Genomic DNA, 13560 nt, shown 5'->3' with positions numbered 1-13560 from the left:
GGGTGATCGGAAAAAAAAGGGTGAAGAGGGCCCCCACGGCCGGGGGGATGCCGGCCGCGGTATGCGTTGCGAATGGGTGAACAGGCTTTAGGTCAGGGGCGTTGGCCTCGCGCCAGGCGGGCTTCGATATCGGTGACCACGGCCGGCAGGTCGGCCACCGTGTCGATGAGGTAATGCGGCGACACCGACGACAGTTCCTGGCTGGCCGCGGCGCGCGCCTGCTCGCGGCCGGCCTCGTCCAGGCTCAGGTACTGATCCAGCGTCAGGCCGGCGGCATTGCCCGACAGCAGCAGCCCCACCGTCCACATGCCGGCGCGGCGCCCCTCTTCGATCCCCGGCGCGGTGTCGTCGACCTTGATGCACCCGGCCACGTCCGACAGGCCCAGTTCCACCACGTTCTTCAACGCCATGGCCGGGGCGGGACGCGCGCGCGGAACGTCGTCGCTGGCGACGATGCAGTCCGGTTCCAGCCCTTCCGTTGCGGCCCGCTCCACGACCCGGCGCATGACGCTGCCGGGATAGCCCGAGCAGGAGCCGATCTTCAGCCCGCGCTGGCGCAACGCGCGCAGCAGCTCGGCGGCGCCGGGGATGGCCGACGAATACTGCGCGACCTTTTCAAGCTGCATCGGCAGGAAGCGTTCATAGATGGCGGTCACGTCGTCATCGGTGGGCAGACGGCCGAACTGGGCCTGGTACTGGCTGGCGATGGCGGGCTGGTCGCAGAGGGCGCGGATGTGGTCCCACTTGCCCATGCCCATCGGGCCGCGGGCTTCCTTGAGCGACACGTCCATGCCGAATTGCGAGAACGCATCGACGAACACCTTGGTGGGCGCGAACGAGCCGAAGTCGACCAGCGTGCCGGCCCAGTCGAATATCACCGCCTCCAGGCGGACAGGCAAAGGCGAAACAGTCATGAGGATCATCCTTGGAAAATGGTCGGTCACGCGGCCACCGGGCGGCGCCAGGCCTGGCTGCGGGCCACCAGCGCGCGGCTGGCCAGGTGCAGGATCAGCGCGGCGGCGGCCGAGCTGGCCATGATCACCGTGCACATCGCGGCGGCTGGACCGATGAAACCGGCGTCGTCCATGTTGAGGACCGCGACGGCGGCCAGCACCGTGGACGGGCTGTACAGGAACACCACCGCCGATACCGTCGTCATCGCAGAGACGAAGAGATAGCGCGCCACATCCAGCGCGGCGGGCAGGCACATCGGCAAGGTCACGCGCAGGAACGTCGTCAAGCGGGGCACCTTCAGCGACGCCGAGGCGGCCTCGAATTCGGGATCCAGCGCGTTCAGCGCGGTGGACGCAGTCAGGTGCGCGCTGGTGTAGAAATGGACGACGGTGCACAGGATAAGCAGCGGCATCGTTCCATACAGCACGTTCAGCGGATTCGCGAGGCTGTTGAAAAAGAAGATGTAGCCCAGGCCCAACACCAGCCCCGGCACCGCCATGGGCATCAGGGCCAGCATGCCCGCCATGCCGCGCAGGCTGCGCGCCACGGCGCCGCGCGCGGGCACTTTTTCCATCATCCAGGCGCCCACGAAGACGACGACCGTGCCCACCAGCGCCGTGCAGAACGCCAGTTGCAGGCTGTTGCGCCAAGCGAGCCAGCCGCCGCCGTCCATGTTGTCGAAATCGTAGGAACGCAAGGACATGGACAGGTTGTACGGCCACATCTTCACGAACGACGCCCACACCGCCACGCCGATGATCAGCAACAGGAAGGCGGCCAGCACGGCGGCCAGGGCCAGGAAAGCCGCGTCGCGCCGGCCGTGGGCGCCGGCCGCGTAGGGTTGCGCGCGGCCGCTCATCTGGGCGCCCTGCCGGGCGCGCAGCCTGCGGTCCAGCACGAAGGTCAGCAGCGCGGGCAGGAGCAGCAGAATGCCAATGGCGGCCCCCTTGGGAAAATTCTGCTGGCCGACCACCGCCTTGTAGGCCTCCATCGCCAGGACGTTGTAGTCGCCACCCACGACCTTGGGCACGCCGAAGTCCGTCACGGTCAACGTGAACACCACGCAGCAGGCCGAAAACACCGCATAGCGCGTGCCGGGCAGCGTGACCGTAAGAAAGGTGCGCCAAGGCCCCGCCCCCATCGCGCGCGCCGCGTCATACAGCCGGCCATCCGCCAGCGCCAGACCCGTCAGCAGGATCATCAGCGCATGCGGGAAGGTATAGAAGGCCTCGCCCACGACGATGCCCCAGAAGCCATAGATGGTGGCGCCGCCGGTCAGGCCCTTGAGCAGGCCCTGGTTGCCCAGCAGGTACACCAGCGCGATGCCGGGCAACAGCGACGGCGCCAGCAGCGGCAGCAACGCGATAGTGCGCAGCAGCCCCTTGCCCGGCAGGCGGGTACGCGTCAGCCCGTAGGCAAACCCGTAGGCGCAAGGCACGACCAGCAAGGTGGTCACGACGCCCACGGCCAGGCTGCGCCCGACCATGCTCAGAAAACCATCGGCGCCGATGATGCCGGTGATGACGGACAGGCCCACCCAGGCGCCCTCGCCGTCCGTGACGGACTTGGCCAGGATCGCCGCCAGCGGCAGCGCCAGGAACAGCAGCAGGCCCAGCGCCAGCGCGCCCTGCCCCAGCGTCAGTCCCAACGAGCCGATCCAGCCCGGCAGCGGGCGGCGGCCCAGCGACGGCAAGGCGGCCGGCGCGGGCGCGGGAACGGCGGCCGGCCCGGCCAGGTTCGAGGAACGGGTCACGGCCGGATCAAGCGTAGGCGCGTATCGCATGGCGCGGCAGCTCCACCCAGCAACGGCCGGCGGCGTGAGGACCCAACAGGGCATCTCCGGTTTCAGGGGACACGATCGAATGCACGGTCGCGCCGGGCACGCCTTCCAGGCGCAGGGCCAAGCGGTAGCCGCGGCCCAGGAACACGCCATCCAGCACGTCGGCCAGCATGGAATTGGTTTCTTCCGGGCGCGCCACGCTGACCCGCACGGCCTCCGGCCGCACGAAGAGCGTGCCGGCTGCCGTGTCCAGCGATGCGTCCACGGCCAGCTCCTGCCGGCCGACGCGGGCCCGATGGGCGTCGATGCGTTCGAACGGCAGCCAGTTCGCCTCGCCGACGAAATCGGCGATGAAGGCGGAACCCGGCTGGCGATAGAGTTCCAGCGGCGTACCGTATTGTTCGATGACGCCGCCGTTCATGACGGCGATACGGTCGGCCATCACCATGGCCTCTTCCTGGTCATGCGTCACCATCAGGGTGGTGATGGAGAGCCGTTTCTGCAGGGCCCGCAGTTCGATCCGCAGGTGCTCGCGCACCCGGGCGTCCAGGGCGGACATCGGTTCGTCCAGCAGCAGCAGGGACGGCGACGGCGCCAGCGCGCGCGCCAGGGCCACGCGCTGCTGCTGGCCGCCAGAGATCTGTCCCGGATATTTGCCGGCGGCGCCCGCCAGCCCCACCAGGGTCAGCATTTCCTCGACCCGGTGGGCGACGTGATTGCGGTGGGAACGCTTGCCACTGAGGCCGTAAGCCACGTTCTGGGCCACGGTCAGGTTGGGAAACAGCGCATAGGACTGGAACAGGATGCCGTAGTCGCGCTCCTGGGGCTCGGCATGGGATATATCGCGGCCCGTCAGCACGATGGTGCCGCTGTCCTGCCGTTCCAGCCCGGCGATGGCGCGCAGCAGCGTCGTCTTCCCGCAACCCGACGGCCCCAGCAGGCACACCAGCTCTCCGGCGCGGATATCGAGCGAAACGTCAGCCAGCGCCGTGTGGCTGCCGAATCGCTTCACAAGATTCTGCACTGATAGAAAGGCGGTATCGCGTTGGGGCATGGTGCCTCCGGTCTGGGAACGAAGGCAGTATGGAAGGCGCGTATTGAGCGTTTATGACACTTCGCGCAAATGCAGTAATAAAAACATCAAATTATTTTGGTGTACTGGCGGTCTTGCGCATTGCGTCCATCCCCCGCCCCCCACCATCGTGCTCGTCGCCGAACTCAAATCCTTCTATGCCGTGGCCCGCTGCGGCACCGTCACCAAGGCCGCCGCCCAGCTGGGTGTCAGCCAACCCACGGTGACAGGTCAACTGCGCCAACTGGAATCGCGCTACGGCATCGAGCTGTTCCACCGGCAGGGGCGCGGCATGCGGCTTTCGGACGCGGGCCAGAACCTGATGCCCATGGTCGAAAAGCTGGTGCAGCAGGAAACCGAGATCGATTTCCGCCTGCGCGATGCCAGCGATCTGCGCGAGGGCAACCTGCGCATCGGCGCCACCGGCCCGTTCTACATCATGGACACGGTGCGCCGCTACAACCAGCGCTATCCCGGCATCGACCTTGCCGTCACCATCGGCAACTCGCACAGCATGCTGCAAGCGCTGCACGACTACCGCATCGAGATTGCCACATCCTCTTTTCTGATGGATGACAAACACCTTTATCGCCGGATGATCGCGGCCGACCCGATCCGCGTCGTGACCCACCGCAGCCATCCGCTGGCGCGCCGCGGGCAGGTCCGGCTGGCCGACCTGGCCGAGCACGCGCTGCTGCTGCGCGAACCCGGCTCGATGACCCGAAAACTGACCGAAGACGCCTTGCAGACGGCCGGCGTGACGGTGCGCCGCACGCTGGAAATCGGCAGCCGGGAATCGATCCGGCAAGCCATTCTTTGCGAACTTGGAATCAGCCTGATTCCTTCGCGCGAGATCCCATCCCATCCCGATCTGGCGGCCCTGGACGTTCAGGACGCCGGCATCGTGATGCATGAATACCTGTACTGCCTGCGCGAGCGCCAACCGGTGCAGCTAATCGCGCGCTTTCTGGAGATGGCGCCGGCAGCCGGCTGACCGCAAGCGGTCACTGCCCGCCTCTTCCCCTCGCGGCCACTCAGGAGACAACCATGGCCTTGACCTTGCAAGATATCGAGCAGCTCTTCCTGGAACGCGGGCACCGTTCCTATCATGGCGAATCGGTCAGCCATCTGCGGCATGCGCTGCAGACGGCGGCGCTCGCCGAACGGCACGGCGCCAACGCCCCGCTCATCACGGCCTGCCTGCTGCACGACCTGGGCCACCTGATCGCCGACCGGCCGGGCACGCCCACGCTGCGCGGCATTGACGACAAGCACCAGTATTTCGTCCTGCCCTTCCTGCGCGGGCTGTTCAGCTCGGCCGTGCTGGATCCGATCCGGCTGCACGTGGAAGCCAAGCGCTACCTCTGCTATGTAGAGCCGCACTACGAAGCGTCCCTCTCGGAAGACTCCAAGCGCAGCCTGGCGCTGCAGGGCGGCAGTTTCGACGCCGGCCAGGCGGTGGATTTCGCGAGCATGCCGGGCGCGCCGGATGCGATACGCCTGAGGCGCTGGGACGACATGGCGAAGGTGCCGGGATTGGCCACGCCGCCGCTGGATCATTTCCTGGAGATCGCCGAAAGCGTCTCGAGCCGCGTGAAGCTGGCCGCCGTCTGGTAGGAAACCGCTGACTGCATACGGAAAAGCCAGGGCGTGCCCTGGCTTTTTTGATTCATGCGCCCGTGGCCACCGGACGGGACGGGTCGCTGCACCACTCGCTCCAGGATCCCGGATACAGACGCGAACCGGCCAAAAAGGCGATCTCCATGGACAGCAGGTTGTGGCAGGCGGTGATGCCCGAGCCGCATTGATGGACGACGGCGGCCGGGTCGCGGCCCGCCAGCAGCGCAGCGAATTCGGCGCGCAGTTGTTCCGCCGTCTTGAAGCGGCCGTCCGGCTGGAGATTTTCGCCGTTGGGCCGGTTCAGGGCGCCGGGAATATGGCCGGCCACGGGGTCCATGGGTTCGACTTCGCCACGATAGCGGTTGGCCGCACGGGCGTCGATCACGGTGAAGGACGGCTGGGCGATGTTGTCCAGCACGGTGTTGGCGTCCACGGAACCGGCCAACGGCTCGCCGGGCTCGACCGGCTTGCCGGGCGTCACGGTGGGAGCGGCTTGCGCCGTCGTCGGCAGGCCGGCGGCGACCCAGGCCTGCCAGCCGCCGTCGAGCACCGCGACCTGGCCGTGGCCCAGCCAGCGCAGCATCCACCACAGGTGCGCGGCATACATGCCACCGCTGGCGTCGTACGCCACCACCAGGGTTTGCGGGCCGACGCCATGCGCGGCCATCAGCGCGCCGAATTCGGCGCGGGCGGGCAAGGGATGCCGGCCATTCTTGCCCGTGCGTGCCGCGGCCAGCTCGGTCTCGTGATCCAGGTAGCGGGCGCCGGGAATGTGGCCAGCGTCATATGCCTGGCGCCCCGCCCCGTGATTGGTCAGGTCGTGGCGCACGTCGAATACGCGCACATCGGGCCTGTCGAGGCGCGCGGCCAGGTCGGCGGCGGAAATCAGTGTCGTCGTCATGCGATGTGGCTCCTGTGTGGATGGAAGCGGACGCGGGACTCAGGCTGACTTGGGTTCGCGCATCGTGCGCCACACCGACAGCAGGCCCGCGAAAATGATCAAACCCATGCCGGCCCAGGCCAGGCCGTCCAGGTGGTCGCCCCAGAAGCCCATGCCCAGCAAGGCCGCGAAAATGATGGTGCTGTACTGCAGGGCCGCGGTCAGCAGCGCCGATCCCATGCCGAATGCCCGCGTCATGGTCAATTGGCCAAACAAACCCGTCACGCCCACGCCCAACAACGAAAGGTAGCCGGTCCAGTCGGCGTGGCCCCATCCCTCGAATGCCAGTCCGGCGCCGCTGGACGCGCAAACGGCCACCGAGAAGAACAGCACGGTGCGCCACTCGGGTTCGCCGATGCGTCCAAGCTGGCGGATCTGCATCATGGCGATCGCCGACATGGCGCCGGCGCCCATGCCCAGCAGCGCGGCCAGCCACTGGTCTTCGTTGATGCTGGGCCGAAGCACGGCAATCACGCCCAAAAACCCCAGCGCCACGGCCAGGATGCGCACCGGGTCGCGCTGCGCGCCGCCCCACCCCAGCATCCAGCAGGCGATGAAAAGCGGCGCCGTGTAGTTCAGGCTGGTGGCGGTGGCCAGGGGCAGATGGGAGATGGCGAAAAAACCGAGCCACATCGAGGTGACGCCGGAGAGGTTGCGCCAAATGTGCAGCTTCCAGCTTGTCGGAATGATGGACTGGCGGCCCGCGCGGGCCCAGATCAGCAACAGGATCACCGAAGGCAGGCCGCGAAAGAGCACGACCTGCGGAAGCGACGCGCCGTGTTCGGTGCCGAGCTTCACGAACGAACCCATGATGGCGAACATGGCGGACGCCAGCAACATCCAAAGTGCCTGCATGGGGGTCTACGCTAACGGAAAAGTGGGGAGGAATAGGGGAAAGCGATACTATACTCTGCGTCACCGGGAGCGGTGCCGGCGAGTCGGGGAACTGGCGGGCCGCCGCCATGTCGAACCCCGGGTATTTCCCGCTCGCAGAGGAACAAAAAAACATGAAACGCATCGTTCTATTCGTCGTCACCAACCTGGCCGTCATGCTCGTGCTGTCGGCCACGCTGCGCATCCTGGGCGTAGACCGCATCATCACCGCCAACGGCCTGAACTTCAACGCCCTGCTGATTTTCTCCGTCGTCGTGGGTTTCACCGGCGCCATCATTTCCTTGTTGATGAGCAAGCCGATGGCCAAATGGAGCACTGGCGCTCAGGTGCTGGATCCGAATTCGCCCCGCAACCAGCGCGAAGCCTGGCTGGTGGACACGGTCCATCAGCTGGCCGACCGCGCCGGCATCGGCCGCCCGGAAGTCGCCATCTATGAAGGCGCGCCCAATGCGTTCGCCACCGGTGCGTTCAAGAACGACTCCCTGGTCGCCGTGTCGACGGGTTTGCTGGAAAGCATGAGCGAAGAAGAAGTCGCCGCCGTGCTGGCCCACGAAGTGGCGCACATCGCCAATGGCGACATGGTCACGCTGACCCTGATCCAGGGCGTGGTGAACACCTTCGTCGTGTTCCTGGCGCGCGTGGTCGGCTATTTCATCGACCGCGTCGTGTTCAAGAATGAACGCGGCATCGGCCCCGGCTACTTCGTCACCGTGCTGGTCTGTGAAATCATCTTCGGCGTCCTGGCCTCGATCATCGTGGCCTGGTTCTCGCGCCAGCGCGAATACCGCGCCGACGCCGGTTCGGCCCACCTGATGGGCGCCCGCGAACCGATGATCCGCGCCCTGGCCCGCCTGGGCGGCCTGGAGCCCGGCGAGCTGCCGAAGTCGTTCGAAGCCTCCGGCATCACGGGCAAGGGCGGCTTGGCAGCCATGTTCGCCTCGCACCCGCCGATCCCTTCCCGCATCGCCGCGCTGCAAAATGCCCGCGTGATCTGAACGGCGCCGCAAGCAGAAAGCCCCTTGATTTCAAGGGGCTTTTTTGTTGGACGCGGCGATCAGGCGGTCAGCACTCGACGATGTTCACCGCCAGGCCGCCGCGCGCCGTTTCCTTGTACTTGGTCTTCATGTCGGCGCCGGTTTCGCGCATCGTCTTGATCACCGAATCCAGCGACACGTAGTGCTGGCCGTCGCCGCGCAGCGCCATGCGGGCGGCATTCACGGCCTTGATGGACGCCATGGCGTTGCGCTCGATACAGGGGATCTGCACGAGCCCGCCGACGGGGTCGCAGGTCAGGCCCAGATTGTGTTCCATGCCGATCTCGGCGGCGTTCTCGACCTGCTCCACGGAGCCGCCCAACGCCGCGGCCAGGCCGCCCGCCGCCATGGAGCACGCCACGCCCACTTCACCCTGACAGCCGACCTCGGCTCCCGACAGGGATGCGTTGTATTTGTAGAGCAGGCCGACCGCCGCGGCGGTCAGCAGGAAGTCGCGCACGCCCTCGCGGTTGGCGCCGGGAACAAAGCGGTCGTAATAGTGCAGCACGGCCGGGATGATGCCCGCCGCGCCGTTGGTCGGCGCCGTCACCACGCGTCCGCCGGCGGCGTTTTCTTCGTTGACGGCCATGGCGTACAGATTCACCCAGTCCATGACCGACAAGGGGTCGGACAGCGTGCGCTCGGCACGCTGCGTCAGGTTGCGGTAGAGCTCGGGCGCGCGGCGGCGCACACGCAGGGGGCCGGGCAATTCGCCGTCCGCTTCCGGGTAGTCGATGCCGCAGCCTCGCGCCACGCAGTCCTGCATGACTTGCCAGATGCGGTCCAGGCCGCTGTGCACTTCCGAGGTGTCGCGCCAGGTCAGTTCGTTCTTCATCATGAGCTGGGCCACGGTCAGTCCGCTTTCGCGGCACATGGCCAGCAGTTCGCGGCCCATGCGGAACGGGTACGGCAATTGATTGTGCGCCGCGATGACCTGGCTATTCGACGCGCCCGCGGTCACCACGAATCCGCCCCCCACCGACAGGTAGCGGGCCTCGCGCAGCGACTCGCCGCTGGCGTCGAAAGCGTGAAATTTCATGCCGTTGGGATGTTCGGCCATGGCCTCCCGGCGATAGAACATCATGTGTTCCTTCTCGACGAACGGCAGCGGATACTTGCCCAGCAGCGGCAGTTGGCGGCTGGCGCGCACCGATGCAACCATGCCGGCGATGGCGGCGGGGTCCACGGTATCGGGTGCCTCGCCCATCAGGCCCAGCAGCACGCCCTTGTCGGTGCCGTGCCCCTTGCCGGTGGCGCCCAGCGACCCGTACAGTTCGGCGCGCACGCTGGCAACCTGTGGGATCAGGCCATCGCGCTCGAGGCCTTGCGCGAACAACAGCGCGGCCCGCATCGGGCCCACGGTATGGGAGCTCGACGGGCCTATGCCTATCTTGAACAGATCGAATACGGAAACCGCCACGCAAAACTCCCAGTACATCCACGAATGATCAGTCAATGATACGCGCAGGCAGGGGCGCATGCCGTAATGCCCCGCCGGGCGTATCCTGTATTGCCGGGCGGGTTTCCGCGCGCGCCCGGGCATGCGATCATTACAGAATTATTACTTGTCATAAAAAGAACGGAAACACGCCTGGATGTCTGGACTCATTACCCTGCTTGACTTCGCCGGCTACGTTGCACTGCTGCTCTGGGGCGTGCATATGGTCCAAACGGGCGTACAGCGCGCCTTCGGGGCCGCCCTGGGCGCGGCGCTGGGACGGGCGCTAGGCACACGCTTGCGGGCTTTCGGGGCCGGCCTGGGAATCACCGCCGCCCTGCAGAGCAGCACCGCCACCGGCTTGATGATCACCGGCTTTGCCGCCGGCGGCGTCGTCGGCCTGGTGCCGGCGCTGGCGGCGATGCTGGGCGCGAACGTCGGCACCACGCTGATCGTTCAGCTTCTATCCTTCGATCTGACGGCGCTGGCCCCCATTCTGATCCTGGCGGGCGTCTGGATGTTCCGGCGCTATCCGCCCGGACGCACGCGCGATCTGGGCCGGGTCTTCATCGGGCTTGGCCTGCTGCTGCTGTCCCTGCATCAATTGGTCGAACTCTTCGAACCGTTCCAGACCGCTCCGATGCTGGGCATGATTCTGGACGCCCTGGCGACCCAGCCCGTGGCGGCGGTGCTGCTGTCCGCGGCGTTCACCTGGGCGGCGCACTCCAGCGTGGCGGTGGTGGTGCTGGTGATGTCCCTGGCCAGCCACCACATGGTGGCGCCCCACGTCGCCTTCGCACTGGTCCTGGGGGCCAATCTGGGTACCGCCATCAACCCGATGATCGAAGGCGTGACCGGCGACGATCCCGCCGCCCGCCGCCTTCCGCTCGGCAACCTGCTGACCCGCGTGCTGGGGGTGCTGGCGGGGCTGCTGCTGTTGCCGGTGCTGCAGCCTCTGATGAGCGAACTGGCCAGCGACCCCGCCCGCGCCGTGGCCAACTTCCACACGCTCTTCAACGCGGTCATAGCCCTGGTCTTCCTGCCGCTGCTGACGCCGTATGCGGCCCTGCTTACCCGCTGGCTGCCCAAGCGCGCGGATCCGAACGACCCGTCCCGGCCCCAGTATCTGGACGAATGGGCGCATGACGTGCCGGCGGTGGCCCTGGGCAATGCGGCGCGCGAAGCCTTGCGCATGGCCGACATGCTGCAGACGCTGCTGCTCTATGCGCGGGCCGGCTTCAAACGCGACAACCGCCATCGCCTGGTGCAGGCCCGCCAACTGGACGCCGCCCTGGACAAGCTGGAAAACGCCATCACGACCTACCTGGCCACGCTCGACCAGGAAAACATGACGCGCGACGACATCCAGCGCATGGATGACATCCTGGCGTTCGCCAGCAATATCGGCCATGCGGGCGACATTGCCCATCACGGGCTGCTCAGCCATGTCGCCAAGCTGCGCAAGCAGGGCTGGATCTTCTCGCCCGAGCAGCGCGCCAGCCTGGACGACACCCTGGGCCAGCTCATCGCCAACCAGCGCACCGCCGCCGCGCTGTTCGTCAACGACGACCTGCGTCAGGCCCGTTCGCTGGCGGGGGAAAAGGCACGCTTTCGCACGATCGAAACGCAGGCCGCCGACACCCATCTGCAGAAGATCAAGTCGGGCGAGGTCGACGCCGCCGAAGTCGGTGCGCTGTACCTGGACATCCTGCGGGACATGAAGGGCATCAACTCCCACCTGGTGGGCGCCGCGGCCTACCCGCTGCTCGCCCGCCACGGCGAACTCCTTCCCAGCCGGCTGCGCGAAGCGGGGAATTAAGGAGCCCCCACGCCGCACTCGCTGCGCTCGCTTGCTGCCCCCCGAGGGGGCTGCCCCGCCTTGGGGCGGCCCGGCGGCGGGGCGGCTGTTTTTGTGGGCCCCCACGCCGCACTCGCTGCGCTCGCTTGCTGCCCCCCGAGGGGGCTGCCCCGCCTTGGGGCGGCCCGGCGGCGGGGCGGCTGTTCTTGTGGGCCCCCACGCTGCCCACGCTACGCGTACTTGCTGCCCCCCGAGGGGGGGCGCGCCGTGGCATAAAAATAGCCGACCCGAGGGTCGGCTATTTCATTCCATCAATCCCGTCACAGATACCGCTTGAACCACTCCAGCATCCGGCGCCAGCCATCCTTGGCGGCCTCGGGCTGGTAGCTGGCGCGGTAGTCCGCCAGGAAGGCGTGGTCGGCTTCGGGGTACACCACGAACTCCGATGCCTTCGCGGCGGCGTTGCCGGCGGCCAGCTTGGTCTTCATGGTTTCGACATCCGCCAGCGGGATGCTGGCGTCGCGTCCGCCGTACAAACCCAGCACGGGACCGTGCAGTTCGTCGACCACGTCAAACGCCACGCGCTTGATCAGCGGGCCATGGCCGACGCTGAGCTTGCCGTACCAGGCCACGCCCGCTTTCACGGCGGGGTTATGCGCCGCATACATCCAGGTGAGGCGCCCGCCCCAGCAGAAGCCCGTGACCGCCACCCGGCGGGCGTCGCCGCCGTTGGCGGCGGCCCATGCCACGCTGGCGTCCAGGTCCGCAAAGACCTGCTCGTCGGGCACTTTGCTGACCAGTTCCGAGATGAGCTTCGGAATATCGGTATACGCCGAAGCGTCGCCCTGGCGCTGGTAGAGGTTGGCGGCAACCGCCAGGTAGCCTGCCTTGGCGATCCGGCGGCAGAGATCCTTGATATGTTCGTGCACGCCAAAGATCTCCTGCACGACCAGTACGATCGGCAGGTCGCGCCGGTTTTCCGGCGCGGCGTAATAGGCGTCTATCGGTCCGTCTGCCACGGGCAGCTTGAAATCCCCGTGGACCAGTCCCTGCGTGTCGGTGTGGATCACGGTGGGAGCAACATTGCCGGCGGCGGCGGAAAAACTCATGGAGAACTCCTGTGTTGGGTCGACAAAGCCGGCCATCCCCGCCACCCGGCCCTAGTGCCGGTGGCCATGCTCCGCATGCGGCGCGGCATGGCCGGCGTCGGCGCCATGTTCGTGCCCGTGGTGCATCAGGGTCGTGACGCTATAGATCAGCGCCACCCCCACGCCGACCAGCAGCAACTGCGGGACGGCGTCGGAAAGGGATACCCGTTCGTGCATTTGCGGCATCAGGTCGGCCACCGAGATATACAGGAAGCTGCTGGCGGCAACCACCAGGATGTACGGCACCCAGTCCTGCGCCTGCTGCAGCACGAAGTACCCTATTATGCCGCCCACGGCTGAACACAAGCTGGTGAACAGGATCAGCGCAAACGCACGGCGGCGCGCCAGGCCGGCATTGAGCAGGACGACGAAATCGCCCAGCTTGTGCGGCACTTCATGGACGATGATCGATGCGGCGGTCAGCACGCCCAGCAACGGATCCGTCAAAAAGGCGGCCGCCACCAGCACGCCGTCGCACAGATTGTGCAGCGAGCTGCCGATCAGGATCAACATGCCGCCGCGCCCCGCCTCGTGGCGGTCGTGGCCTTTGTGATGATGATGGCCGTCGCCCTCGTGGTGATGGCTGTGGCGCAGCAGCGCGATTTTCTCCAGCACGAAGAAACCGATCAGCGACGCCAGCATCAGGCCGAAAAGCACGTGGGCATCCCCCACCCCGGTCTCGAAAGCCTCGGGCAGCAGGTGCAGCAAGGCGACCGACAGCAGCACGCCGACGGACAGGCTCACCATGTGGTGCAGGTATTGGGCAAAGACCTTGTAGGCCAGCCAACTGGCGACAAGGACGGCAATCAGGCCGCCGGTGATGGTGGCAAGCAGGACCCAGAGCAGCAACATGAGGGAAGGAAGCAAGTAGGCGGGGAAAGC

Annotated in this window: 12 protein-coding genes; 4 read left to right on the top strand and 8 right to left on the bottom strand. The window is 66.9% G+C overall.

The window, feature by feature from the left end; all coding sequences use genetic code 11:
- Window positions 1-92: 92 nt before the first annotated feature.
- The 3 genes from phnX to ASE30_RS14580 are packed head-to-tail and all read right to left on the bottom strand — an operon-like array spanning window position 93 to window position 3788.
- Entirely contained in the window at window positions 93-923 is an 831-nt protein-coding gene (gene phnX, locus ASE30_RS14590) for a phosphonoacetaldehyde hydrolase (RefSeq protein ID WP_156407650.1), read from the bottom strand.
- A gap of 17 nt (window positions 924-940) precedes the next feature.
- Window positions 941-2737, bottom strand: a complete 1797-nt coding sequence (locus ASE30_RS14585; protein WP_057285005.1) for a putative 2-aminoethylphosphonate ABC transporter permease subunit — start codon at window positions 2735-2737, stop codon at window positions 941-943.
- A complete protein-coding gene (locus ASE30_RS14580) occupies window positions 2715-3788 on the bottom strand; it encodes a putative 2-aminoethylphosphonate ABC transporter ATP-binding protein (RefSeq protein WP_057285004.1) in 1074 nt (357 codons plus the stop codon). Before ASE30_RS14580 ends, ASE30_RS14585 begins: the two co-directional genes overlap by 23 nt.
- A 148-nt stretch (window positions 3789-3936) precedes the next feature.
- On the opposite strand from ASE30_RS14580, the gene ASE30_RS14575 reads away from it, so the two are divergent.
- Together ASE30_RS14575 and ASE30_RS14570 are read left to right on the top strand one after the other, a co-directional pair.
- The gene (locus ASE30_RS14575; protein WP_057285003.1) at window positions 3937-4800 is read left to right on the top strand and encodes a LysR family transcriptional regulator; all 864 of its coding nucleotides are present in this window, start codon (window positions 3937-3939) and stop codon (window positions 4798-4800) included.
- A gap of 53 nt (window positions 4801-4853) precedes the next feature.
- On the top strand, window positions 4854-5423 hold the full coding sequence (locus ASE30_RS14570; protein ID WP_057285002.1) for a phosphonate degradation HD-domain oxygenase: 570 nt from the start codon (window positions 4854-4856) through the stop codon (window positions 5421-5423).
- 52 nt (window positions 5424-5475) lie between these two features.
- Here the strand turns inward: ASE30_RS14570 and ASE30_RS14565 are convergent, their stop codons facing one another.
- The gene (locus tag ASE30_RS14565) at window positions 5476-6327 is read right to left on the bottom strand and encodes a sulfurtransferase (RefSeq protein ID WP_057285001.1); all 852 of its coding nucleotides are present in this window, start codon (window positions 6325-6327) and stop codon (window positions 5476-5478) included.
- A gap of 39 nt (window positions 6328-6366) precedes the next feature.
- Window positions 6367-7221 (bottom strand): DMT family transporter, encoded by an 855-nt coding sequence (locus ASE30_RS14560; RefSeq protein WP_057285000.1) that lies wholly within the window; start codon window positions 7219-7221, stop codon window positions 6367-6369.
- Between the two features lie 152 nt (window positions 7222-7373).
- On the opposite strand from ASE30_RS14560, the gene htpX reads away from it, so the two are divergent.
- The gene (gene htpX, locus ASE30_RS14555) at window positions 7374-8255 is read left to right on the top strand and encodes a protease HtpX (protein WP_057284999.1); all 882 of its coding nucleotides are present in this window, start codon (window positions 7374-7376) and stop codon (window positions 8253-8255) included.
- Between the two features lie 67 nt (window positions 8256-8322).
- On the opposite strand, the gene ASE30_RS14550 is transcribed toward htpX, so the two are convergent.
- The gene (locus tag ASE30_RS14550) at window positions 8323-9714 is read right to left on the bottom strand and encodes an L-serine ammonia-lyase (protein WP_057285204.1); all 1392 of its coding nucleotides are present in this window, start codon (window positions 9712-9714) and stop codon (window positions 8323-8325) included.
- 175 nt (window positions 9715-9889) lie between these two features.
- Between ASE30_RS14550 and ASE30_RS14545 the strand changes: the two genes are divergently transcribed.
- Window positions 9890-11551 (top strand): Na/Pi cotransporter family protein, encoded by a 1662-nt coding sequence (locus ASE30_RS14545; protein ID WP_057284998.1) that lies wholly within the window; start codon window positions 9890-9892, stop codon window positions 11549-11551.
- Window positions 11552-11850: 299 nt separating this feature from the next.
- Here the strand turns inward: ASE30_RS14545 and ASE30_RS14540 are convergent, their stop codons facing one another.
- Both ASE30_RS14540 and ASE30_RS14535 read right to left on the bottom strand, forming a co-directional pair.
- Window positions 11851-12639, bottom strand: a complete 789-nt coding sequence (locus ASE30_RS14540; protein WP_057284997.1) for a dienelactone hydrolase family protein — start codon at window positions 12637-12639, stop codon at window positions 11851-11853.
- Between the two features lie 51 nt (window positions 12640-12690).
- Entirely contained in the window at window positions 12691-13530 is an 840-nt protein-coding gene (locus ASE30_RS14535; protein WP_057284996.1) for a ZIP family metal transporter, read from the bottom strand.
- Between the last annotated feature and the right edge of the window lie 30 nt (window positions 13531-13560).

The sequence above is a fragment of the Achromobacter sp. Root83 genome, assembly GCF_001428845.1.
In the GTDB taxonomy this organism is placed as follows: Bacteria; Pseudomonadota; Gammaproteobacteria; order Burkholderiales; family Burkholderiaceae_B; genus Achromobacter.
Note: the sequence above shows the minus strand (reverse complement) of the source record. Positions and strands in the feature narration are given on the sequence as shown.

What these genes read in the sequence shown, in the direction of transcription:
- ASE30_RS14580 (WP_057285004.1), bottom strand. Translation starts at nt 3,788, where the DNA reads ATGCCCCAACGCGATACCGCCTTTCTATCAGTGCAGAATCTTGTGAAG.
- ASE30_RS14585 (WP_057285005.1), bottom strand. Translation starts at nt 2,737, where the DNA reads ATGCGATACGCGCCTACGCTTGATCCGGCCGTGACCCGTTCCTCGAAC.
- ASE30_RS14540 (WP_057284997.1), bottom strand. Translation starts at nt 12,639, where the DNA reads ATGAGTTTTTCCGCCGCCGCCGGCAATGTTGCTCCCACCGTGATCCAC.
- ASE30_RS14560 (WP_057285000.1), bottom strand. Translation starts at nt 7,221, where the DNA reads ATGCAGGCACTTTGGATGTTGCTGGCGTCCGCCATGTTCGCCATCATG.
- htpX (WP_057284999.1), top strand. Translation starts at nt 7,374, where the DNA reads ATGAAACGCATCGTTCTATTCGTCGTCACCAACCTGGCCGTCATGCTC.
- ASE30_RS14545 (WP_057284998.1), top strand. Translation starts at nt 9,890, where the DNA reads ATGTCTGGACTCATTACCCTGCTTGACTTCGCCGGCTACGTTGCACTG.
- phnX (WP_156407650.1), bottom strand. Translation starts at nt 923, where the DNA reads ATGATCCTCATGACTGTTTCGCCTTTGCCTGTCCGCCTGGAGGCGGTG.
- ASE30_RS14535 (WP_057284996.1), bottom strand. Translation starts at nt 13,530, where the DNA reads ATGTTGCTGCTCTGGGTCCTGCTTGCCACCATCACCGGCGGCCTGATT.
- ASE30_RS14565 (WP_057285001.1), bottom strand. Translation starts at nt 6,327, where the DNA reads ATGACGACGACACTGATTTCCGCCGCCGACCTGGCCGCGCGCCTCGAC.
- ASE30_RS14570 (WP_057285002.1), top strand. Translation starts at nt 4,854, where the DNA reads ATGGCCTTGACCTTGCAAGATATCGAGCAGCTCTTCCTGGAACGCGGG.